The 21,401-nt window shown below is 45.1% G+C and carries 23 protein-coding genes and 1 pseudogene; 10 read left to right on the top strand and 14 right to left on the bottom strand.

What is annotated here, in order from left to right:
- Positions 1-202: 202 nt before the first annotated feature.
- Positions 203-517: a thioredoxin gene (gene trxA, locus TCA2_RS21070; RefSeq protein ID WP_047913576.1), complete on the bottom strand. Its 315-nt coding sequence runs from the start codon at positions 515-517 to the stop codon at positions 203-205.
- A 229-nt stretch (positions 518-746) separates the two neighbouring features.
- Here trxA and TCA2_RS27020 point away from each other — a divergent pair, with 229 nt between their 5' ends.
- Entirely contained in the window at positions 747-905 is a 159-nt protein-coding gene (locus tag TCA2_RS27020) for a YqzM family protein (RefSeq protein ID WP_090726846.1), read from the top strand.
- Between the two features lie 115 nt (positions 906-1,020).
- Here the strand turns inward: TCA2_RS27020 and dnaI are convergent, their stop codons facing one another.
- The 3 genes from dnaI to TCA2_RS21055 all read right to left on the bottom strand — a co-directional run bounded on the left by dnaI (position 1,021) and on the right by TCA2_RS21055 (position 4,161).
- On the bottom strand, positions 1,021-1,974 hold the full coding sequence (dnaI, locus tag TCA2_RS21065; RefSeq protein ID WP_047913575.1) for a primosomal protein DnaI: 954 nt from the start codon (positions 1,972-1,974) through the stop codon (positions 1,021-1,023).
- 61 nt (positions 1,975-2,035) lie between these two features.
- A complete protein-coding gene (locus TCA2_RS21060) occupies positions 2,036-3,565 on the bottom strand; it encodes a DnaD domain protein (RefSeq protein ID WP_047913574.1) in 1,530 nt (509 codons plus the stop codon).
- Positions 3,566-3,831: 266 nt separating this feature from the next.
- Positions 3,832-4,161, bottom strand: a complete 330-nt coding sequence (locus TCA2_RS21055) for a YuiB family protein (RefSeq protein ID WP_370510377.1) — start codon at positions 4,159-4,161, stop codon at positions 3,832-3,834.
- Positions 4,162-4,475: 314 nt separating this feature from the next.
- Between TCA2_RS21055 and hemQ the strand changes: the two genes are divergently transcribed.
- On the top strand, positions 4,476-5,219 hold the full coding sequence (gene hemQ, locus TCA2_RS21050) for a hydrogen peroxide-dependent heme synthase (protein ID WP_047913573.1): 744 nt from the start codon (positions 4,476-4,478) through the stop codon (positions 5,217-5,219).
- A 66-nt stretch (positions 5,220-5,285) separates the two neighbouring features.
- Here the strand turns inward: hemQ and TCA2_RS21045 are convergent, their stop codons facing one another.
- Together TCA2_RS21045 and TCA2_RS21040 are read right to left on the bottom strand one after the other, a co-directional pair.
- Positions 5,286-5,540 carry a hypothetical protein gene (locus tag TCA2_RS21045; RefSeq protein WP_047913572.1) on the bottom strand — a complete coding sequence of 85 codons (255 nt, stop codon included), beginning with the start codon at positions 5,538-5,540 and terminating at the stop codon, positions 5,286-5,288.
- Positions 5,541-5,543: 3 nt separating this feature from the next.
- Positions 5,544-6,734: an NAD(P)/FAD-dependent oxidoreductase gene (locus tag TCA2_RS21040; protein ID WP_047913571.1), complete on the bottom strand. Its 1,191-nt coding sequence runs from the start codon at positions 6,732-6,734 to the stop codon at positions 5,544-5,546.
- 578 nt (positions 6,735-7,312) lie between these two features.
- On the opposite strand from TCA2_RS21040, the gene TCA2_RS21035 reads away from it, so the two are divergent.
- Positions 7,313-8,314 carry an NAD(P)/FAD-dependent oxidoreductase gene (locus TCA2_RS21035; RefSeq protein ID WP_047913570.1) on the top strand — a complete coding sequence of 334 codons (1,002 nt, stop codon included), beginning with the start codon at positions 7,313-7,315 and terminating at the stop codon, positions 8,312-8,314.
- 348 nt (positions 8,315-8,662) lie between these two features.
- On the opposite strand, the gene TCA2_RS21030 is transcribed toward TCA2_RS21035, so the two are convergent.
- Both TCA2_RS21030 and TCA2_RS21025 read right to left on the bottom strand, forming a co-directional pair.
- Positions 8,663-8,806, bottom strand: a complete 144-nt coding sequence (locus TCA2_RS21030; protein WP_152557820.1) for a sporulation histidine kinase inhibitor Sda — start codon at positions 8,804-8,806, stop codon at positions 8,663-8,665.
- 391 nt (positions 8,807-9,197) lie between these two features.
- Positions 9,198-9,857 (bottom strand): YheC/YheD family protein, encoded by a 660-nt coding sequence (locus tag TCA2_RS21025; RefSeq protein WP_047913569.1) that lies wholly within the window; start codon positions 9,855-9,857, stop codon positions 9,198-9,200.
- 180 nt (positions 9,858-10,037) lie between these two features.
- Here TCA2_RS21025 and TCA2_RS21020 point away from each other — a divergent pair, with 180 nt between their 5' ends.
- Entirely contained in the window at positions 10,038-10,241 is a 204-nt protein-coding gene (locus TCA2_RS21020; protein WP_047913568.1) for a hypothetical protein, read from the top strand.
- 241 nt (positions 10,242-10,482) lie between these two features.
- Positions 10,483-12,006, top strand: a complete 1,524-nt coding sequence (locus tag TCA2_RS21015) for a Ppx/GppA phosphatase family protein (RefSeq protein ID WP_047913567.1) — start codon at positions 10,483-10,485, stop codon at positions 12,004-12,006.
- Here TCA2_RS21015 and ppk1 read toward each other — a convergent pair.
- Positions 11,966-14,062, bottom strand: coding sequence for a polyphosphate kinase 1 (ppk1, locus tag TCA2_RS21010; protein WP_152557823.1), 2,097 nt, complete (start codon positions 14,060-14,062; stop codon positions 11,966-11,968). The genes TCA2_RS21015 and ppk1 overlap by 41 nt on opposite strands.
- Before the next feature lie 287 nt (positions 14,063-14,349).
- On the opposite strand from ppk1, the gene TCA2_RS21005 reads away from it, so the two are divergent.
- A complete protein-coding gene (locus tag TCA2_RS21005; protein WP_047913565.1) occupies positions 14,350-14,577 on the top strand; it encodes a hypothetical protein in 228 nt (75 codons plus the stop codon).
- A 118-nt stretch (positions 14,578-14,695) separates the two neighbouring features.
- Here the strand turns inward: TCA2_RS21005 and TCA2_RS21000 are convergent, their stop codons facing one another.
- Together TCA2_RS21000 and TCA2_RS20995 are read right to left on the bottom strand one after the other, a co-directional pair.
- Complete coding sequence (locus TCA2_RS21000; protein WP_047913564.1) at positions 14,696-15,082, bottom strand: VOC family protein; 387 nt, start codon at positions 15,080-15,082, stop codon at positions 14,696-14,698.
- A gap of 160 nt (positions 15,083-15,242) precedes the next feature.
- A complete protein-coding gene (locus tag TCA2_RS20995; protein WP_047913563.1) occupies positions 15,243-16,088 on the bottom strand; it encodes a hypothetical protein in 846 nt (281 codons plus the stop codon).
- A gap of 93 nt (positions 16,089-16,181) precedes the next feature.
- Here TCA2_RS20995 and TCA2_RS20990 point away from each other — a divergent pair.
- Positions 16,182-16,370, top strand: a pseudogene (locus tag TCA2_RS20990) (SAM-dependent methyltransferase); the annotation flags it as partial.
- Positions 16,371-16,807: 437 nt separating this feature from the next.
- Here TCA2_RS20990 and TCA2_RS20980 read toward each other — a convergent pair.
- On the bottom strand, positions 16,808-17,167 hold the full coding sequence (locus TCA2_RS20980) for an iron-sulfur cluster assembly accessory protein (RefSeq protein ID WP_047913561.1): 360 nt from the start codon (positions 17,165-17,167) through the stop codon (positions 16,808-16,810).
- Between the two features lie 350 nt (positions 17,168-17,517).
- On the opposite strand from TCA2_RS20980, the gene mqnE reads away from it, so the two are divergent.
- On the top strand, positions 17,518-18,624 hold the full coding sequence (gene mqnE / locus TCA2_RS20975; RefSeq protein WP_047913560.1) for an aminofutalosine synthase MqnE: 1,107 nt from the start codon (positions 17,518-17,520) through the stop codon (positions 18,622-18,624).
- Between the two features lie 218 nt (positions 18,625-18,842).
- A complete protein-coding gene (locus tag TCA2_RS20970) occupies positions 18,843-19,904 on the top strand; it encodes an NAD(P)/FAD-dependent oxidoreductase (protein WP_047913559.1) in 1,062 nt (353 codons plus the stop codon).
- A 20-nt stretch (positions 19,905-19,924) separates the two neighbouring features.
- Here TCA2_RS20970 and TCA2_RS20965 read toward each other — a convergent pair whose 3' ends face one another.
- A complete protein-coding gene (locus tag TCA2_RS20965; RefSeq protein ID WP_081872711.1) occupies positions 19,925-20,176 on the bottom strand; it encodes a YuzB family protein in 252 nt (83 codons plus the stop codon).
- Positions 20,177-20,257: 81 nt separating this feature from the next.
- Between TCA2_RS20965 and TCA2_RS20960 the strand changes: the two genes are divergently transcribed.
- Positions 20,258-20,506, top strand: a complete 249-nt coding sequence (locus TCA2_RS20960; RefSeq protein ID WP_047913558.1) for a NifU family protein — start codon at positions 20,258-20,260, stop codon at positions 20,504-20,506.
- Between the two features lie 93 nt (positions 20,507-20,599).
- Here TCA2_RS20960 and TCA2_RS20955 read toward each other — a convergent pair whose 3' ends face one another.
- Positions 20,600-21,376 carry an SDR family oxidoreductase gene (locus TCA2_RS20955; RefSeq protein ID WP_047913557.1) on the bottom strand — a complete coding sequence of 259 codons (777 nt, stop codon included), beginning with the start codon at positions 21,374-21,376 and terminating at the stop codon, positions 20,600-20,602.
- Positions 21,377-21,401 lie beyond the last annotated feature (25 nt).

Raw genomic sequence — 21,401 nt, 5'->3', positions numbered from 1 at the left:
AACGATAAATGGAAGTCTTAAAAAGTAAAAAAATCTGTAAAAGGAAACAAATAACGAATGCATGTTCCCTATATTATAGTATAGCTTCTTTCCTCGTTCGATCAAGTGCTATCCTGTATTCTTCATCCAAACCGCAAAAACCATGAAAAAACGCCCCAGGCTGCAATGCCGGAGGCGTTACCATCTTCATTTCTTAAGCCGATTAGTGCTTGGAAATCAGATTTTTCAGGTTTTCCTTAGAGTTCAAGCCAACCACTTTATCCACAGGCTGACCGTCTTTGAACAGAATCAGTGTAGGAATGCTCATTACACCAAAACGGGAAGCCGATTCAGGGTTCTCATCCACGTTTACTTTAGCGATCTTCACGTCATCGCCTACTTCACCAGCAAGCTCTTCCAGAATAGGAGCAAGCATTTTACAAGGACCGCACCAAGGCGCCCAGAAATCTACAAGAACCGTACCTGTGCCTTCAACCTCAGTGTTGAAGGATTGATCGGATACATTAACAATAGCCATGAATTATGTCCTCCTTATATATACTGCGTAGTTATTATTAAACTTCATATCGTTCTGGTAAACGATTGAGTTCATTATAGCACAACGCCTTCCGTAATGAAATACATGCATATGCATATATTTAGCGTATTCTTTACAAAAGTTTCCCTATTCAAGAAATCTTTACAAGTGATTCCTATAGTGGGTATACTTATATTGTTTTAGTACGTAAACAGAGGAGGGCAGCATCATGGAACCAAACATTGTCAGACCGTACGATCCAAGGTCCCATGTGAACGAAGAACCGCGTAACGATCTCTTCGATCTCATTGGCGGATTCGTCGGCATGTTCGTGCTGATGACCGTTATCTTTTTTGGAATGGTTATCATTAAGTTCCTGATGGCGTAGGCTTTCAAGTAGAAAGCCCCATGACCCAAGCCAAAGTCTGATTCACCCGCTGTGACGGGATGATCAGGCTTTGTTTATTGTGCCCGATATTTATGATTTCATCAGCTCCATACGGTTACCGATGTTTTCCACGCTGATTGTCTCCACGTACAGGAACCACGTCTACAAAAGGACGAATCCGGTCCATTAAGCGTTGTCCCTTATGCCGTTCTTCCCCGTCCTTGCTCGTAAAGCTCAGATGCTGCTCCAGGCTGTCCAGATTATAATTTGAAGTATAGAACGTCGGCTTGCGGTTCATACGATAGTTCAGAATTGAGCCCAGTACATGATCTCGTACCCAAGGGCTTAAGTTCTCAGCACCGATGTCATCAAATATGAGCAGGTCGCAGTTCTTAAGCATCTCTGTTGTTTCCTTCAGCTTCTGCCCGTCCTGGATCATGGATTTCAGATCCTCTACAAAGTCAGGCATATAAACGATGACGCCGGTGAACCCTTCAAGCGCCAGCTCATGCAGCAAATATCCCATAAGGAACGTCTTCCCTGTTCCAAAAGAGCCTTCGAGATATAGTCCATGTGGTGAAAGTCCGTTCTGCTTCGCTTCATTAACGTAACGAAACACCTGATTCACGGCAGGCGCACGCTGCAGATCTTTTCTTAGAATCTCGGCAACATTATACCCCTCACTCAGAGCACGTTCATCCACATAGAAGCTCTGGATCCGCTCCTTGACCTTTTTCTTGTGCATCGCTGCAAGCTGCAGGTTGCAGGGAGTTTTTTTATCTATAATTTCAGGCTCACCGTTAAAATGCTCCACTGACAATTTCGAATAATGTCCTTCGAAGTCATTCGGGCACTTCGCAAGACCTGGGCAGTTCGCACAATTGCTGCTGTCTTTGGCATACTGAAAAAACTTGGATAATGAGAGCATAAACCGGGTGTCATCGACCTCAGGGTTCTCTTCCAAGAACCGGCGAACCGAAGGATCCGCCTTCAGCTTGTCCGCAATGGCATGAGACTGTTGACGAAACGACGGATTCATCTGCTGTAATATTTGTCCTAGCGGTCCCATCTTTGGTTAATGCCCTCCTTTCTTGTACTGAAATATATGATTGTTGAAGTTTATTGTTGTTTTAACGGAGTGACTTCTTCGCCTGCATTTCCTCGGCAAAACGAATCATCTCTTCAAGCTCCTCTTCGGTAACCGAGGCTCCGTCCCCTGTATCTTGAACAATAGGAATGTCCGGCTTCAGTTTGGCCTGCTGTGAAGCATAACCTCTCGCGCGGCCTGGTCTTTGAGCCTTCTCATTCGTTTTATCTTTGCTGCCTTTGACCTTCGACTGGTCACGGATATACTGTACCGCTTTTTCATAAGTATTGACCTGCTTGAGCAGCATATTGGAAGCAATGGCTTCCACAAAATTACGATTAATACGCTGTTCACTTCCAGACACCAGCAGAGTCATCAGATAATGAATCAATACATTAATGACTTCACCCGGAAGCTTATAGCTGAGGTCTACTTTTTCAAATATGTCAATGAGATTGTCGGGTACAGAGCCTGGGAAAAAGGTTTGCAGCAAACGCAAATAAGGTTCATTACGAAGCATCATATTGTACTGGTGTATATCGCACTTGGAAGAGAATTGAGGCGGCACTTCCAAATAATATTCCATCTCTACCCCATGCTCGACTGGAGGCTCATCTGCCTGCTTACTGTCAATCGCCTGCCGCATGCTGACCACCTTCGCTGCGTGGATGGACCGCTCTTCCTTCCGCTTCTTCCCTTGCCTGAACATGCTGCTGGCCAGCTCTTGCAGACGATCCAGTATAATCTCCCCACGGGTGTTAAATACGTCGTCCTCATCGAGCAATCGGCATACATCCTGAATCCCCAGGTCATATTTGTGTACAACATAGTTCACGAGGCCAAGCTGATCCGGTTCAAATCGGAGCTGCTCGACATAACGCCGATTGGCAGATTCACGAGGGAAGCGCAAAATAATATCCGCGTAGTTCAGCTGATCATTCTCAGGCACTGCCGGCGTACTTGCTTCAGACCTAGCACTCGACATCTCGGATAACGCCTGCTCAAGCTCATAGTCAATGACATGAGTATTCAGCTCAAATATATCGTAAAACGGGACAGAGATATTCTCCTTGTTCGCTAAGGGTGAGCCTGACTCCTCGGCATCTTCAGTCCAAATCTGCGATCTCAATGCAAGGACTGCGAACTTGCCGATCTTATCTCTCAGCAGCAGCGTCAGATGCTGGGTCCGGAAAAATTCACCGGGAGACAAGGGAGGATACAGCTCATACTCATAGGTATATTCATCTGTCTCAGGTATATAAACTCGGGAAGTCTGAAGCAGCCCTACGGCTTCAAGCTTGGAGGTTTGCTCCATCAAATACTTGCGTCCTTTATCACTGGGCTCGAGTCCCAGCGCCAGGAACAGCTTGCGCTGCTGCTCCATCGTGGAGTAGCCGATTTGATCTGCTCTGACATGCTGGAATAACAGCCTGTACAAGCTGATCGCAAAGGCCCCCGCCATGGGCTGATATGCGGAGCTGAGCATCCGTTCGTCCAGGCTGCTAAGTCCAAACTCACGGAAAACGCAGTATCGATGATTCTCGGTAAAGTGCAGCATGTTCTTCATGCGCATCGCTCATTTCTCCTTCTTCCGAATAATAATGTTTCTCTATTCTATCATAAAAGACGTCCGCTTAAATCTTCAAAAATAGCCAATTTCCCTGCTTAATCTTTCCGCTATTTCATCTTATACGACATTAATCGACCATTCTTCTATTTTGAAAGCCACGGTTTACTATTGTACTCTATCACTCTATGAAAAGTGAACCCCTGATATGACAAAAGAACCCCCTTCTTCATCCAGAAAGAGGCGTCCTGCAATAAGTATCAAGTTAATTACTAAAACATTCGGTATCCTCCAAGCCTCAGCTTCTTAATCGTCCATCCGCTCATCACGGCTCCTACAAGTCCAGCAATACCTGTTAAGTAATCCACTAGCCGATATGTACCGAGATGCGCACCAAGGCTCATACTTTCCTGATTCCACATGGTGAAGATTACGACAGGAATCAGCACGATGACAAACAAATAAGAAGGAAACCACGTTGTCTTCATCAGCATATTCAAAATGAAACCGATCCCAAACATCATGACAAAAAATAAAACCATGAGAACAAGCACAGGTAAAATCTGCATCCGTTCACCTTCCCCCTCTTTCTGCCAATTCATGTATGCAAACCCATAATAGATAATCATTAGTTTAACTCAAATAAGAGGGACAGGCAATGAGATCACCTTCAAAAATACAGGTCTTGCCGTTGCAAAAACAAAAAATGAGCAGGCTTCCGCCCAAAAGCTCAAATTATGAGCATTATGTTAAAACCGCTCACTTAATGAGATCTTCATTTGCCCAGCCGCTTCACGCTTTGATACAATAAAGCTGCATGCACCAGAATCCAATTCATAAAAGGTATTATGAAATGGATTCACAACCAATGAAAAATTCTTTTACAATAAATATTCCAATCAGGAGTGATAAACAGATGAGCGAAGCGGCTTTAACTCTCGAGGGCTGGTATGCCCTTCATGATTTCAGATCGATCAACTGGGCGGCATGGCGTGCTGCTGACGATGAGACCCGTGCGGTTGCCACAGATGAATTGCAGGAATTTCTGAATGCCTGGGCAGCGGATGAAGAATCCGGCAAAGGAAGCTCTACGGTATATACTGTAGTAGGTCAAAAAGCTGATTTTGTCATGATGCATCTGCGTGAAACGCTGGAGGATCTGAATGCGATCGAGAATGCATTTAACAAAACCACGTTTGCCCAATTTACGACGAAATCCTATTCATATGTCAGCGTTGTTGAGCTTAGCAACTATCTCGGTAAAGATGAAGATCCGATGCAGAATCCACAGATTGTTGCACGTCTGAAGCCTGTACTTCCGAAGAATCAATACATTTGCTTCTATCCAATGAACAAAAAACGCGATCTCAGTGACAACTGGTACATGCTGTCGATGGACGAGCGCAAAACCATGATGAGAAGTCACGGTATGATCGGCCGCAGTTATGCGGGCAAAGTAAAGCAAATTATTACAGGTTCTGTCGGATTCGATGACTGGGAGTGGGGAGTGACGCTGTTCTCAGACGATGCTCTTCAATTCAAGAAGCTGATCTATGAAATGCGTTTTGATGAAGTCAGCGCACGTTATGGTGAATTTGGTTCCTTCTATGTAGGAAGCCTGCTGACACAGGAGTCATTTGAAGCTATGCTGAAGCTGTAAGCTTATACAAAAAGGATGTACTGCGGATCAACCTGCAGCACATCCTCTTTTTTTGGTAACAATGCTCTAATCCTCATCTTCCTCTTCGAGCTTTTTCAGTGATTCCAGGAACTCTGCCGTTGCACGGTCGCGGTCCCTGCTCTTCTCCTTCAATCGCTCGATGGCCGGCAGAATAAGAATGTCAACTTCCTTCTGAACAATATAAGATAGATCATAACGGTCTTGTTCTTCTAAATAGCTGCCTACTTCCATCAGTGCATTATACCGATTAAGTTCATCTCTAGTGAGCAGCCCGCGTACTTGAACACTGCAATGTCTCATAAGTTAAAAGAACCTTCCTTTTTGAATGACGAGCGGGATTCCGCCGATCTTATATAGGTATCTGATATCTACTGCTTTTTTGAGCTGGGCAGCCTTCCAGCCCTTCCATTTCTTCCCGTTCACAACGGCAATCGCTTCTCCCTTGCCAAGTGACGCTACTGTCCCTTTATGATTGAATCTAAATTTTTCCAGCGATTTGCCCCGGATCAGTAAAGAGATATTCTTAGCACAATTGACTCCTTGCTGCATCGCCATCTGCGCTGTAGGCGGGTAAGGACGACCCTCTGCACTCATAATGAGAGAGCTGTCTCCAATGATGAATATGTTATCGAAGCCGGGCGCCCGCAAATATTCATCAACGGCTACACGTCCGCGTGTGACCTCAAAGCCAGCCTGCTCCACCAGCCTGTTGCCCCTGATTCCCCCGGTCCATACGACCGTGGAGGCTTCAATGTGTTCCCCATCTCCGATAATAACACCCTCAGGCAGACATTCTTTAATAGGAACACCTATACGCAGTGATACTCCCTTGTCCTTAAGCACCTTCATCGCATAATCGACCAGTTCTTTATCAAAGCCTGGAAGGGCCGTTGGAGCTGCTTCAACATTGTAGAGGTGTACAACCCCTGGATCGACATCAAACTCCTTGCACAGGCGCGGAAGACGGTCAGCAAGCTCAGATACGAACTCTACGCCGCTAAAGCCCGCACCACCCACTACAAAATTCATTCTGCTGGCCTTGCTGTCATTCTTGTAGCATGCAAATTGATACTCGATGTGCTCCCGGATCAGCCTTACTGAATTAATGCTGCGAATCGTCAAAGCGTGCTCTCTCATCCCAGGGATTCCGAACGTTTCCGGTTCACCTCCGAGACCAACAACTAAGACATCGTACGACAAGGTACCATCTTCCAATATCACTTTCTTCTCATGCGGCCTAATATCTTTCACTGCAGATTTCACAAGATCGATCTTGAATTCATCAATCAATTTGGAAATAGGCACTCTTGCATGCTCAATCGAGTCCGTCCCTGCGGCCGGCATATGAAGATGTGTCGTAATATAATGGTAGTCATGCCGATTTACGAGTGTAACGTCTGCTTCGTTATAATTCAGTTCCTTTTGAAGTCGCTGCGCGGTTAATATACCCCCGTAGCCTGCGCCAAGGATGACAATCTTAGGAATGCTGCTCATGCGCTTACCCCTCCGATATTGTTTCAACTTCTATAGAAGGAACCAAAGTCAATATTATCAGGTTATAATAAGTAAATCTTCATAACAACTGAATCGATTTCATCCTATTAGTCCGCTCTATATTTATGGCCCATCCTCCCCTGAACGTACAAGTTCACCATGGGCTCTTATCAATCCAGCTGTATACATCCACCTTCGCATCTCATGCTAAAAAGAGGGTGTAATTCCATTCCTATTCATTAAAACGACAACTTATGTCATTCGGTTGCAAAACTATATAAAATAAGCCTAAAACCTTTAAAAATCAAGTTATTTTTTCATGCAACAAAAATGATAGCGATACGTATCGAAAATAGCAAGAGAAAATATAATCGTTTTCTGGGTGAAAATTATAGGAAAAGTTGTATATTGTTCTTTGCAACGAGCAAGAGTAGTGTCTATAATTGATAATGACTATCAAATAGAAGGACTAATGGCCATTTTCATCCGTTTACCCATTGGTCTATGAATCGAAATTCGTGGGATTTGATCCGTGACGATATTGATTCGGAATAAAACATGAAAGGTGTGTTTTACAGGTGACGACCCCAGATTCCACACAAGATATAACTGATTTGCTCATCATCGGCGGCGGTCCCGCTGGGATGTTCGCGGCATTTTACGGAGGGATGCGTCAGGCTTCTGTCAAAATCGTAGAGAGCATGCCTCAGCTCGGCGGGCAGCTTGCCGCCTTGTATCCGGAGAAATACATCTATGATGTTGCTGGATTTCCAAAGATTACGGCTGGCGATCTCGTCGGCAATCTGCTGGAGCAAATGAAACGCTTCGATACCGATATCCGTCTGGAGGAGAAGGTACTTTCTGTTGAAAAGAAAGAAGAGCGGCATTTTGTCGTAACGACAGATAAAGACGTTCATCATGCCAAAGCCGTTATTATTACAGCAGGTGTAGGCGCATTCGAGCCTCGCAGACTGGATCTTGAAGGAGCGGGCAAGTTCGAACAAACGAACCTGCACTATTTTGTAAGTGACCTGCAGCGCTTTGCCGGCAAGAAGGTGCTCATCAGCGGAGGAGGAGATTCTGCAGTTGACTGGGCGCTTATGCTTGAGCCAATCGCAGAGCAAGTCACCCTGATTCACCGCCGCGATAAATTCCGTGCGCATGAGCACAGTGTAGAGAACCTTATGGCATCCAAAGTGAATGTAGTTACGCCAGTAGAGATTACGGAGCTTCATGGTGAAGACCGCATCACGAAGGTAACGCTCTCTCATGTCAAGATAAAAGAAACACAAGAGATTGAAGTTGATGATGTCATTGTAAACTTTGGATTCATTTCCTCTCTAGGTCCGATTGCCGAGTGGGGCATCGAGATTAACAGCAACTCCATTGTGGTTGATACACGTATGGAGACAAGTATTCCGGGAATCTTTGCCGCCGGTGATATTACAACCTATGAAGGTAAGCTGAAGCTGATTGCTGTTGGATTCGGCGAAGCACCGACCGCAGTTAATAACGCCAAGGTCTATGTGGACCCAAGCGCGAAGCTGTCTCCAGGCCATAGCAGCAACATGAAGATGTAAGGGATAAATGCATAATATTGCAACAAAAAAGGGTATCTTACTCCTGAAACTAATCTCAGGAGTGGATACCCTTTGTCATATGTATGCCCAATATGTAACGGTCTAGATTCCGCACCCGTGTTACTTTGTCCTAACTGCCATCAAGAAACCGTAGATTGCGGACTGCAGGAAGATTACGCAGGACCTTACAGTCCCTATGTCGCATCTTCCCACGCTCAAACGATACCAGCAGCAGCCAATCAATGCATACACTTAATGCATTGTCCCCATTGTCTGACGGAATTCTCTTATGCAGCTGATACCTGGTATGTGCCTGGAAGGATCTGACCGTCCACAAATCGAGGATTTCTAGTGCAGAACGGAAGATACGTCGGTATGCAATCTGCGCTTGTGGATTTCTTCTAATAATAATGCTATGAAATCGACATCAAGCTGAAGCTCGATTGCCATATGGTAAGAATCGAGCAGCGTCTCATCTGAGAGCATAGCCATGTGTCCGACACAACCTTTCCTATTTATTCCTCAAAGCTATCATATCAGAGAATAAAAAGTAGAACAAGCGTTCTTGATATCCACATCCACTTGTGGAAATCCTGTGTATAAAATGTTAATAATTATGATAAATCTATATTTTTGGCAAGTGGATTATGTGGATAATATTTATACACAGGTCATTTTCTCTGAAAACCTTCTCAAAATTTTTTTCTAGTTGAATCAATTTCATAATACCTTTAGCTGCTTTAATCAAGAGTATATATAGATCAAAATGATTTCGTTTGTCTATATATAGTTTCAATTCTACCTTTTTAATGATTTATGAAATTGATTCAGTTATATTAAAATTTGATAGAATGAGGAGACTGCATCATTACATGAAGAACCATTATTGAGGTCTTGTATTGACTTCCAGAATCCAGATCTTTCCCGAATGGTCAAGTCCATAATCAAAGCCCAATTGTCCGAGTCCCGGGAACCTTTCTTCTAAGATAGCCGTACAGACACGTGTTAAATTCCGCATCTCCTGCTGCTTCGACCGAGCGCTGATGTGGGGAAGTGACTGCTGTAATGCCAGCCGTCCTTTAATTAAGGTTCCGCCCTTGCATACATTGGTTATCACAAGGCCGGGTCGAGCCAGTCTTCCCAGCATAGCCGTGATCTTCCAGCCTGCCTCCTGCTTGACGAATTTGACACGATAATCGATCGGTCTGCCTCCGATCTGAGCCAGCTCTATTCCACGCTGTATTAGATAGCTTCTTCTCTTCTTTGCTCTCAGAAGCGAGGCATACATAAGATCAAAATTCGAAAACGTCAGTCGGCGTGACAGTTTGGTGTATGAATAACCTGTCTGCTCTTGCTTAACACGAATGACACCGGCTCCTCCGCCTCCATGGACGGGCTTAACAAATACCATTCCGTATTTTTGTAACATATTTTTCAGATGCTGCTTGGTAAACAAGCAGGTTTCTGGGATATGATTAGCAACAGAGGCATTGCTCAGGAGCACTTGTGTTTTTAACCACTTACTTCCGATCGTCAAGCTCATTTTCTTCCTTCTCCCCTCTATATAAGATTTAAGGATGAACTTAAGCGTGGTATATACTACATATATATTGGCGGAAGACTTGCTTCTCTTGTATGTATGCCTTTGTAGAGAGCCTGTTTTGGTTAAACTTATAGAAACATTGCAAGCAGATTATAACCCTGGAAGGGAGCACTAACTAAAGTGGCGCAATTTATTGAAAGTCTATACGGGGTCGCTTATTTTGCTATCGTTCTCGTACTTGTTGCTGTAACGATTCTTACTTTCGTGACAGGCATTAAATTTATCCGTGACAAGAAGCATATCGGTTTTGGAATTGGCTGTATCGTCTTCTCTCTCATCTTTACAGGTATTTTTATCAGTGTCATTGAGTTCATTACTTCGTAAAGCAATAAACCGTGATGTGCAAAATATCCGCTTGCTCCTATCTGGAGAGGCGGTTTTTTTGTTTATGCTGTCTGTTTAAGCTGTTACAATATAGTACATATATTTAGACATGGGCTTTATACATAACCTGGTACTGATTTCATTCGAGTATATCTGCATCTAACAAGCGATAGGATGGTAATAATGCAATATTCAATCAGGAATCACCTGGGAGTCTCACAAAAAGGAGTGGCTTGCTGACATGAATCATCGAACTGGCATCATTGATATTGGATCGAACTCGATCCGACTCGTAATATACGAAGTACTACATTCCGGAGAGCATAGGGTTCTCCATGAGAAAAAGTATGCCGCCAGGCTCAGTCAAAAAGTGAGTCCTGACGGCACCATCACCAAAGAAAATATAGATACGATCATTCCCGTTCTGCTGAGCTATCAGGATATCTGTTCAGCATACCGTGTCTTACATATCCGGGCAGCGGCAACCGCAGCCATTCGAAACGCTGCAAACAGCGAGGAGATTACAGGCTGGATCAGAGCGGCGACCGGACTTACCATTGAGCTTATTTCCGGAGAGGACGAAGGACGACTTGGGTTTCTCGGCGTGCGAGAATCCATCCCCCTCCAGGACGGATATATCATTGATATCGGAGGAGGAAGTACAGAGATCACACTGTTCCTTAACCGCGAGTATCGAGCAAGCTTATCGATCCCATATGGTGCGGTTAATTCTCATGCACGTTACGGCACAGCCGATTACTGGCGTTCAGAAACCGTGCAAGGATTCAAACAGTCGATCCTTACGGCCTTGAAGGAGGAGGACTGGCTGCTGACACATCCGAATCTTCCACTCGTCGGTCTTGGCGGCACCGTTCGTGCCTTGGCAAAAATGGTTCAGAAGAGACAAGCCTATTCCCTTCCGCTTATGCACGGGTACATGATGAGCAAGGCTGATATTCAGTCCTTCTATGACACGCTTCCATATATTCCATATGACCAGCGCAAGAAGACCCCTGGCTTATCCAAGGATCGAACCGATCTGATCATTCCTGGTATTATTCTGCTGCAGACGATCTTCGAGCTATTACGGTCTACCCATTATGTGGTGAGCGGAGCAGGACTTCGTGACGGGTTGTTCTATGAGCCCCTTCATCGGCAATTCCCTCAGTTTATGGATCAGGATGTCTTGTACAAGAGTGTCCACAATGCTCTTGCCTATGATTCACTTGCACCGCAGGAGGAGCTTGATCAAGTCTACAGCCTAATGAAGCGACTTCACACTACACTTATAGGCCAAGGACAGACACAGGATGAGCGCATCATTTATGCTGTGTCTATGCTTCACAGATTAGGAGAGCGGGTACATCACCACCGGGCAAGCTCCCATTCCATGTATTGGCTCATGAACAAAGGCATGTGGGGACTCAGTCATCGAGAAACGGTCATCTCTGCTATCGTCTGTGATTACCATAAGAACCGTACGCCCAAGCAAATCCAAGATCATTTGGATATTTTGACACCTGCAGATGTGGAGAAAATACACCAAATCGGCTCCCTGCTTAAGCTCGCCCGTGCTTTGTACAGTGGAGGAAAAGCGATCCAAAGGGTGGAAATGCAAAAAACAGACGACGCCCTGCACCTGCAGTTAAGCTGCAGCAGGGAGCCGTCTGTGGAACTGGTTGAACTAACGGAGGCTAAGAAAGATGTTGAGAGGGCCTGGAAGCTTAGCTTGAAATGGTCGCTTTCTCTTTCTTCCACGTTTTGATCTTAAGTGCTTCGAATTGACTTCTCAGGCTCGGCTCATCATTCGTAACAGGAACATAATTCCCGTTCGATAGAAGGAGCCGGGCCTTCACATTGTCTTGTAACGATAATTCCAATATATTGACAATCGTTTGCTTAAGCTGTGGATCATGCACTGGACACATCAGCTCAATCCGGCGATTTAGATTACGAGTCATCCAGTCCGCACTGGATAGGTAGACCTCTGGATCTTTATGGTTCTGAAAATAAAATATACGTGAATGCTCAAGGAACCGGTCAACGATACTGATGACCCGGATATTCTCGCTAAGCCCTTCTATTCCGGGACGAAGGCAGCATACACCTCTAACGATCAGCTGAATCTTGACTCCTGCCTGTGAAGCAGCGTAGAGCTCGTCAATCAACTCCTGGTTGGACAGGGAATTAATCTTGGCGATGATTTGAGCCGGTTTACCCTGTGCTGCATTTTCTGCTTCTCTGCGTATCAACTCGAACAGCCTTGATTTCAGTCCATCCGGTGCGATATGAAGCTGCTGCAAGCCTTGGGCTGCGGAATATCCCGTTATTTCGTTAAATACTTCAGAAGCATCCTCGCCGATCTGCGGATCTGAAGTAAGAAGTCCGATATCTGTATACACCCGTGCTGTGCTCGCATTATAATTGCCTGTGCCTACATGGACGTATCTCTTGAGCATATTTTGTTCTTTTCGAACGACGAGAATGATCTTGGCATGTGTCTTCAGACCGACAAGGCCGTATACGACATGGCAGCCTGCCTTCTCCAGCTTCCTCGCCCAAGCGATGTTTCGCTCTTCATCAAATCTCGCCTTCAGCTCGACAACAACGGTCACCTGCTTGCCCATCTCTGCCGCATGAGCAAGTGCTGCAATCAGTCTGGAGTCTCCATTGACCCGATACAAGGTCATCTTGATTGCCATGACCTGCGAATCCTCGGATGCCTCTTCTACAAAATCCGTAACCGCATCAAAAGACTCATATGGATGGTACAGCAATACGTCCTGTCTTCGCAGTATGCGGAACATGCTCTCCTCAGTATTGAAGATATCTGGATAAACAGGCTTGATGGAGGGATATTTCAAATGGGTATATCCTTCGAGCTGATCCACAAATCCACTTAGAAATCCAAGATCCATCGGCCCTTGAATTTCGAATATTTCATCAGAGCCTATCGAGAATTCTTCCTGTAAATATTCAAGTGCATACGGATGAATTCCCTGCTCCACTTCAAGACGTACAGGCGCACCTCTTCTGCGTCTTCTCAGCTCTTTTTCAATCTCTTCGAGCAAATCCTCTGCTTCTTCCTCATTGATGTACAAGTCCGAATTTCGCGTTAGTCTAAAGCCATGAACGGCTTCTGGAATGTACCCGCTGAACAATGAATGAATATGATGTTTTATCAGTTCTTCAATTCGTATGAATGATTTCTTCTTGCTATTAGAACGCAGCGGAACTGAGATGACACGCGGAATATTAGAAGGAACCTGTACAATCGCAAAATAATGATCATTCGCTTCCTTGCTATCTTCCTTGCGCAAAACTACGGCCAAATACACATATTTATGGTGTACGAGTGGAAAAGGCCTGCTGGAGTCTACAGCCATAGGTGTCAGCACGGGAAATACAATATCGTGAAAATATTGCTCCATCGCTTTTTGCTGGGTTGCATTCAGGTCCGTATATTCCATAAATACGATCCCCTTTTTGCTCAGTTGTCTCAGCAAATCACGGTATGAACGATACTGCTCACTGACCATTTTCATCGTTCGTTTCATCAGTCTTCGATATAGACCTGTTGCTGTATATCCGGTAAAGTCCTTTTTCGTGAAGCCAGCCTTGATCTTCTCTCTGGTCTCTGCTACACGTACGCTCATAAACTCATCCAGGTTGGTCGTGACAATGGATAGGAAGCGGACGCGTTCCAGCAGGGGTGTATCCGGGCTCTGTGCTTCTTCAAGCACTCTTCTGTTGAATTCCAGCCAGCTTAAATCCCGATTCAGATATGGGTTCATGTCGTGATTATAATTCTCCTTTTTCATACTTCCCTCACTCATGAAGCGTATTGTTCGAAGCTTGATTGAGCTTACTCTCTTTTTCTATAATAGTTATTCATTTTTATTGTAAACTCTTTGTGTAAACGCAATGTAAAATCACCCAAGGTTGACCCATATTGCGATTCTTGAATATCAAGTTACTAAAAATATGAGAATGTTTCTACCAAATTTGACGGGATGCTTTACAATAGAGAATAGAGTAGGGTAAAGTGTTTACGTCAGTGCTATTATACGTGAACGTAGTTGTCACCTTACGAAAGAAGGAGGATACGATGAATTCCAATAAATCCAGAACGCTGCAAAAAAACATCGAGTTTTTTACTGCGGCCTTATCTCAAACCGTCGTTTCCGTTTGGCAGGAGGATTCTGCTGGCGTCTATTGCGAAATTGCCCGGGGTCATGTAGAAATGTTCTCCAATGATAAAGTGCGGTTAAGAAGTGAAGACGGCAGAGAGCATCATTATTCCCGTGACACGGTCATTTTCCAAACGGAAGTTTAATATACGAGGACGACTACGTATTCTTTAGAATTCAGTCCATTTTTAGATGGGCCGAATCCTAACGAATAAAAGGTAGTCGTTTTTTTATATAGATCGAAGCTGGCGTAGTGCCGGCATATTAGGAAGAATACGGGGCACCAAATTCAATAATATTGTGGTCGGGGTCCAGAATGAAAATTTGGGCAAATCCAGCAACACTGTCGGGTCTTGCTTCATACGGGATGTTCTGAGACTCCAGCCATTCAATTGTCGCCTTATGACTCTTCACCCATATTGCAAAATGTCCATCCGTCGTGTCAATTCCACGCTCTCTCAGCGTATCTCCTGCAGGATGCTCCAATAAATGCAGCTGTTGATGCTCCCCGATCGCATACCATACTCCCGTGGAGTTAAAGGGCGGACGCTCCAGCCGCTTAAACTTCAGCTTTTCCGAATAAAAAGCATGGGCGCGCTCGATATCCCGAACCGCAAGACTGACATGATGAATCCGTTCCATTTCAAGCATATTGTATACCTCACTTTTCATGATCTCGTGATGTAGTATCAACTTAGAATTTCCATGTCTATATGCTAACATATGTTCAGGGAAATTGTCATAGATGCTATTGAATACTTACGCGATTATGAAGTGAAATTTTTATAGGGGTATAGTGTTATTGCACCGGCTAATCTGTGCTGCGCTTATAATTGTCCCAGACGACTTGCTCTGTACGCAGATCAATCAATGCGGCATTTTCAACCAGTGCTGCCAGCCGAAGCGCCTCCTCAAGATTAGGATAACGGTCAAAGTATACCTCATTTACATATAAAGCTACTCCTTCATTGCCTGCGGTCGGGACCTCGCTGTCAGCTGCGACGTCAGTGGATTCGGAGCTCGTATTGGTGCTTCCTGAACTGGAACCTTCATCCCTATCCGTCACATCCCCTACTTTAACATCAGAAGCCAAAGTGTCTGTCGTTATAAGCTTATCTTGTACCTCACTATCTTCCTTATGCGCTTCTTGCTTCTGTTCATTATCCTGCTGCTTCATACCTGGCTCCTGCTCTTGCTGCATGTCATCCATGCCAGCCTGCTGATCTTGATCTGCACGGGTCTGTGCATATTGCTCTCCCTCTATATCCGCCGCCAGAGAGCTCGATATCATCACCTTCTCTTCATAGATCGGACGATTAGAAATCTCGGCCAGCGATGAAGATTCCATATCAATAAAGCCAAGCAGCGTTTCCTTGTAAGCAGCCGTCATAATGCCCTTACGATCACCCGATGCCTGTTCGTACTGCAGGGTCAGGTCTGTAGAATATTGCACTGTCCCCTCCTCGGCAAGCTGCTGAGCATATGCAATCAGTTCCTTCTGCGACGGAGGAAGTGGCAGATCCTCCAGTGCATCTCGCGCTATTTTATCGGTAATCGGCTGAGTAATCAATTCAGAGAAGACAGGCTCGGATACCTTCCTCACGACAATAACAAGTAGTGCTATCACGACAAGTAAAAATAACGTGTTCCTTATCATTTTATGTATCAGTATGATTTCCCCTTTATACCGTTCCCAAAGAACAATGATATAAAGTTTGTATCGGAAGTTCGGCATGAAATATGAAGTCATACGTCCATGTTTGAAGAGGCTGGCTTTATAGTTTCTTTACTGGAATATTGCGATGAGCAAGGCAAGTTTCATGAAAAGGAGTGGAATCCGCAGGACGGATTCATCTACCGCTCCAAACAATTTGACCATAGGAATACAGGAGAGCAGCTCGGGTTCGTGTCACTTATCGTGGATGCCAAGAAAACGTAGAAACTGATATACGTAGTTACATTATTTTCATTACATTAATTCCTAATAGAAACATTATAATACTAATTCCAAAAAGAACAGTCCTTGCAAGCCACCAAGGAAGGATGCTAAAGAAGGCCATGATCAGCCTTGTAATTGAGGAAAAGATATCAAAAAACCACCCTGCTGAGGAATCGTTTGAGTTATAGTCTGTGCTCTTATGTAATTCTCTTGTTAAATTCAACCCAAAAATGAAGGCCGATAAAGAAACCAGCCAAAAAACACCTGCAAAGAACCAACTCACACTGACAAGCTCCCCTCTATGCTGACTTAACTAAGTCTGTCTAAGCTTCATGATAAACGAAAAACCTTCTGGACTAAATAAGCATACTGCTTACATAGCTCAGAAGGTCAAATTCACAGCGTCTTAATACTTAAGAAACTATAACTTCCAACGATTAGCAAGGCTCTTCGTTCGGTTTACCCGCGTCCGTAGCTGTACGGAAGGAAGAACCACAGCCACAAGTCGCAATGGCGTTGGGATTATGAATGGTGAAACCACCCGTCATACCGGATTCTTCAAAGTCGATCTCAAGTCCGTCGAGGAAGCGAAGGCTGTCCTTCTCCACGACTACTTTCATATCTTGAATTGTCATATATACATCATCGTCTGTTTCGTTATCATCAAACCCCATCGCATAGGAGAACCCTGTGCAGCCTCCCGGTGTCACACCAAGACGGAGAAACATGTTCGGAGTTTCCTGCTGTTCGAGCATATCTTTCAGATGCTCTGCCGCTGTCTCGCTAATATTAATCATAAGTCTTACCTCCTTCTTTCCTGATAACTAAATTATACTCCAGTGACTTTCGTACCTCAAGAGTTACCTATCCGCATTTTCGGTATGCTTTTTATTAAGAATGTACTCTTTTTATTTCCAGATATTGAACCTACGAAATGTGAGGTTTATAATAGGTAGGGTATTTGAAGCCAAACTGTCGATATTTCGTCACAGTGTATCCAGTTGCTGTCATAAATGTAGTTGTAACTTTTTTCACAACCATTCATTATTGAAGTTTGATCTTGGGACTCCTACGGGTAAACCTATATGAGAGCATGAATTAATGGTCACGGCACAAACCAAAAAAGTACGGACTAGGAGGAATACGCATGTCCACCCTTATTACACCCCATACGGACTCGAAGATGGCTGCCATCATTGAGAAGGTACAGAATGGTCAGCGTCTAACGCTTGAGGATGGTGTTTACTTGTATGAGAGCGACGATCTGCTAACGATCGGACAGCTTGCTAACGAAGTAAATCTTCGTAAGAACGGAAAGAAAGTTTATTTTATTGAGAACATGAGCCTCTATTTCACCAATGTGTGTGAAGCGCGCTGCGCCTTCTGCAACTTCCGCAAAGATCAGGGCGAGGAAGGCTCCTACACGCTGTCAGGACAAGAAATGATTGATTATGTGGAGCAGCACATTCATCCGGGAGTACGGGAATTCCATATCGTCGGCGGGCATAATCAGCATGTGCCTTTTCAATATTATGTCGATTCCCTCGCTGCTTTAAACGAGAAATATCCGAATGTCACACTGAAAGCCTACACCGCTGCTGAGATTGATTTCTTCACCCGCATCAGCGGCCTCAGCATCAAGGAAGTACTGCAGGAGCTGATGAAGGCTGGACTCCAATCCCTTACCGGGGGCGGGGCAGAAATCCTCTCCGATGAATATCGTAGAAAAATGAAGGTTACCAAGGCAAATGTAGATCGTTACTTGGAGGTTCACCGCACGGCCCATCAGCTTGGCATGAAGACACATACCACAATGCTGTACGGATCTGTGGAATCCTATGAAGACCGAATTAACCATATGCTGCAAATTCGCGAGCTGCAGGATGAGACGAAGGGATTCCTCGTATTTATCCCGCTATCCATGCAGCCGAAGAGCAAGAACGCCGGCATCATGCGCCGCAATTCCGCCTATGAGGATCTGAAGACCATTGCGATCTCAAGACTCATGCTTGATAATTTCGACCACATCAAAGCCTACTTTATTAATATTGGAGCTCAGCTGACTCAGGTCTCCTTAAGCTTTGGAGCCTCTGACGTTCATGGCACAATTGTCCGTGAACAGATCAGTCACGCAGCAGGTGCTCTGACTCCAGCGGGACTCACCCGCAAGGAGCTGATCTGGCTCGTAAAAGGAGCAGGACGTGTTCCAGTTGAACGGGATACATTCTATAACGAGATTGAAGTATTTGAATAAGATCAGTTGACTCTCCCATTACTGCACTTCTTAATTATTAACGGATCAGTTCCCGAGCAGGGGCTGATCCTTACTTATGCACGAATGCCAGCCCATACAATAACAACAAAGACGACGTTACCCATAATATTGGACTGTCGATTCTATATTTTGTATAACCAGACAACAGACAGCTTCTTTTTATGTGGGTGCACATCAGGAAAGGAAGTTATTTCGCTATGAAGAATATTGTTGTACTTGGAGGCGGCTACGGCGGCCTCACCATTGTTAAACACTTAATTGAAGGTGCATTGCCGAAGGATGTCCATATCACGCTGGTCGACCGCATGCCTTTTCAGGGTCTGAAGACAGAATACTATGCACTGGCAGCCGGAACCGTGTCTGATTATGATCTTCGGGTACAGTACCCGGTTCACCATCAATTAGAATATCGATATGGCGAAGTGACGAGCATTGATCTGGATGCAAAATCCATCTCCCTTCAAAATGAAGAAATGATTGAATATGATCAGCTCGTCATCGGCCTTGGCTGCACCGATCGGTTCCATGGCACTCCAGGTGCCGAGGAACATAGCTGCACAATACAAAGCTTCAAGAGCACTCGTGAAACGTATATGCGTCTAAGCGAGCTCAAGCCTTACGCCAATGTTCATATTGTGGGCGGTGGACTCAGCGGAGTTGAAATGGCAGCGGAAATAAGAGAAAGCCGTGCAGACCTGAACGTAACCATCCTGGATCGCGGTGAGCGTGTTCTCTCTGCATTTCCACAGCGACTATCTGCTTACGTGGGTGAGTGGTTCAGTGAGCACCAGGTAGAGATCAAGAATCATATTTCTGTCTCCCGTGTTGAGCCTGGCTCAATCTATAATCGAGATGAGGAAATTATGACTGATGCCATCGTGTGGACGGCAGGAATTCAACCTGTACAATTGGTACAGGATCTGCCTGTTGAGAAAGATCCAAGCGGTCGTGTGAAATTGAACGAGTACTACCAGATTCCTGAATACAAAGAAGTCTATGTTGTCGGAGACTGTGCGAGCCTTCCTTTTGCCCCAAGCGCCCAAGCAGCTGAAGTGCAAGGTGAGCAAATTGCGCATGTCATTTCTGCTCTTCTAAGAAACGAAGAGCCCAAAATCGAGGTCCTTCGCCTAAGAGGCACACTAGGTGCTTTAGGCAAAAAGGCCGGATTTGGGCTCATGGGTAAGACCTCCATGATGGGGCGTGTTCCGCGTATTCTGAAGAGCGGTGTTCTCTGGATGTCTAAGCGTCATCTTGGCTAGCTTGCGCCAAGCGAATTAACTCATATATCCAAGTCATCCCATGCGTCAGCTTCAGCCATTTTGGACAAAATGGCTTCATGCAGTTCTTTAGGGCTGGCCGCGGTGATAACCTCACCATTGACCAGTGCAAAAGGGGTAATGCTGCATTGTCCGCAATTGCTGAGGCAGCCGTATTCGATGACGTCATAGTCCATATTCTCTTCAAGCTCTTCAAAGAGCTCATCCGTACCAAAGTGCATGTTATTGGTACAAAATTCAATAATCGGTCTCAATTTATTCACCTGCTTTTGGTTTGACCATTTTATTTTGGCGTAATTTATACTATAATAAAGGGAAGGAAAGGAGTTGATAATATGAGCGAAAACGTACAAAGCAGCACCATGTATGATGAAGTCTCTGACGTGCTCGATAAACTTCGTCCGTTCCTGCAGCGCGATGGCGGTGACGTGGAATTGGTCGATGTCGAAGACGGTATTGTGAAACTGAAATTGATGGGTGCTTGCGGTAGTTGCCCAAGCTCCACCATCACACTAAAAGCAGGGATCGAACGCGCGCTAGTCGAAGAAGTCGAAGGCGTAGAAGAAGTCGTTCAAGTATTCTAATATCCCATATCATCATATAAGAGAGTCCCGAAGCTTCTGTCATGTGCAGAAGCCGGGACTCTTTTTTTTGGAGACACTTCGGACTTCTCGCGCTCAATCCCCATCCTTGATGGTCGGTCTTATCGGATCCAATCCGCCGGAAATATCCATAATATTACCGGTAATAAAGTCCGATTGCTCCAAACATAAGAAATGTATGACTCTTGCAACGTCTTCCCCGCTGCCAGGTCTGCCCCGAGGGGTCTCCTTATCAACGAGCCCGCTGACCGCTTCAATCGTCATTTCTTTATGATCTCCTCTAATATCCCCCGGACAGATCATATTCACTGTAATTCCATAAGGTGCTTCCTCGACGGCCAATGTCTTCGTGAACGAAACCAGTCCTACCTTGGCAGCCGCATACACCGCACGCTGCGGCCAGGATCTTGCCTCTCCTGCATGGCTGAATCCAAAGTGAATGATGCGGCCCCATTTCTTGCGCCGCATGGAAGGCAGCACCCGATGATCAAGGAGCATCGTACCGACCAGATTGCCCTGCATCAGCATCATAATCTCTTCTTGCTTATATTCAGCAAACAGCCTCCGCTCACGAATGAACGGTCCTGCATTGTTAATCAGTATGTCCACTTCTCCAAGTTCCTTCTCAACCGTGGTGACGAGTCGCTCTGTATCATCGGCTATACAGACATCCGCTTGTACCGCAATACAACGCACACCAAGCTTCATGATCTCTGCTTGAAGAGCTTCCGCTTCTTTCCTGCTATGCACATAATTTAATGCAATATCGAAGCCTTCAGCAGCCAGCCGAAGAGCTGTCATCTTGCCAAGGCCCTTCGCACTTCCCGTAATAAGGGCGACTTTATTGTCCAAATCCCTTCCTCCTTCTAACAAGAGC

The organism is Paenibacillus sp. TCA20 (assembly GCF_000732325.1).
In the GTDB taxonomy this organism is placed as follows: Bacteria; Bacillota; Bacilli; order Paenibacillales; family Paenibacillaceae; genus Paenibacillus; species Paenibacillus urinalis.
The sequence above is the reverse complement of the archived record's forward strand: the minus strand, read 5'-3'. Positions and strand labels throughout refer to the sequence as shown.

What these genes read in the sequence shown, in the direction of transcription:
- TCA2_RS21025 (WP_047913569.1), bottom strand. Translation starts at nt 9,857, where the DNA reads ATGAGCTTGACGATCGGAAGTAAGTGGTTAAAAACACAAGTGCTCCTG.
- TCA2_RS21060 (WP_047913574.1), bottom strand. Translation starts at nt 3,565, where the DNA reads ATGCGCATGAAGAACATGCTGCACTTTACCGAGAATCATCGATACTGC.
- mqnE (WP_047913560.1), top strand. Translation starts at nt 17,518, where the DNA reads ATGTCCACCCTTATTACACCCCATACGGACTCGAAGATGGCTGCCATC.
- TCA2_RS20970 (WP_047913559.1), top strand. Translation starts at nt 18,843, where the DNA reads ATGAAGAATATTGTTGTACTTGGAGGCGGCTACGGCGGCCTCACCATT.
- TCA2_RS21040 (WP_047913571.1), bottom strand. Translation starts at nt 6,734, where the DNA reads ATGAGCAGCATTCCTAAGATTGTCATCCTTGGCGCAGGCTACGGGGGT.
- TCA2_RS20995 (WP_047913563.1), bottom strand. Translation starts at nt 16,088, where the DNA reads ATGATAAGGAACACGTTATTTTTACTTGTCGTGATAGCACTACTTGTT.
- TCA2_RS21000 (WP_047913564.1), bottom strand. Translation starts at nt 15,082, where the DNA reads ATGCTTGAAATGGAACGGATTCATCATGTCAGTCTTGCGGTTCGGGAT.
- hemQ (WP_047913573.1), top strand. Translation starts at nt 4,476, where the DNA reads ATGAGCGAAGCGGCTTTAACTCTCGAGGGCTGGTATGCCCTTCATGAT.
- TCA2_RS21030 (WP_152557820.1), bottom strand. Translation starts at nt 8,806, where the DNA reads ATGGCTATGCTCTCAGATGAGACGCTGCTCGATTCTTACCATATGGCA.
- dnaI (WP_047913575.1), bottom strand. Translation starts at nt 1,974, where the DNA reads ATGGGACCGCTAGGACAAATATTACAGCAGATGAATCCGTCGTTTCGT.
- trxA (WP_047913576.1), bottom strand. Translation starts at nt 517, where the DNA reads ATGGCTATTGTTAATGTATCCGATCAATCCTTCAACACTGAGGTTGAA.
- TCA2_RS20960 (WP_047913558.1), top strand. Translation starts at nt 20,258, where the DNA reads ATGAGCGAAAACGTACAAAGCAGCACCATGTATGATGAAGTCTCTGAC.
- TCA2_RS21005 (WP_047913565.1), top strand. Translation starts at nt 14,350, where the DNA reads ATGAATTCCAATAAATCCAGAACGCTGCAAAAAAACATCGAGTTTTTT.
- TCA2_RS20980 (WP_047913561.1), bottom strand. Translation starts at nt 17,167, where the DNA reads ATGATTAATATTAGCGAGACAGCGGCAGAGCATCTGAAAGATATGCTC.
- TCA2_RS21045 (WP_047913572.1), bottom strand. Translation starts at nt 5,540, where the DNA reads ATGAGACATTGCAGTGTTCAAGTACGCGGGCTGCTCACTAGAGATGAA.
- TCA2_RS21055 (WP_370510377.1), bottom strand. Translation starts at nt 4,161, where the DNA reads ATGAATTGGCAGAAAGAGGGGGAAGGTGAACGGATGCAGATTTTACCT.
- ppk1 (WP_152557823.1), bottom strand. Translation starts at nt 14,062, where the DNA reads ATGAAAAAGGAGAATTATAATCACGACATGAACCCATATCTGAATCGG.
- TCA2_RS27020 (WP_090726846.1), top strand. Translation starts at nt 747, where the DNA reads ATGGAACCAAACATTGTCAGACCGTACGATCCAAGGTCCCATGTGAAC.
- TCA2_RS21015 (WP_047913567.1), top strand. Translation starts at nt 10,483, where the DNA reads ATGAATCATCGAACTGGCATCATTGATATTGGATCGAACTCGATCCGA.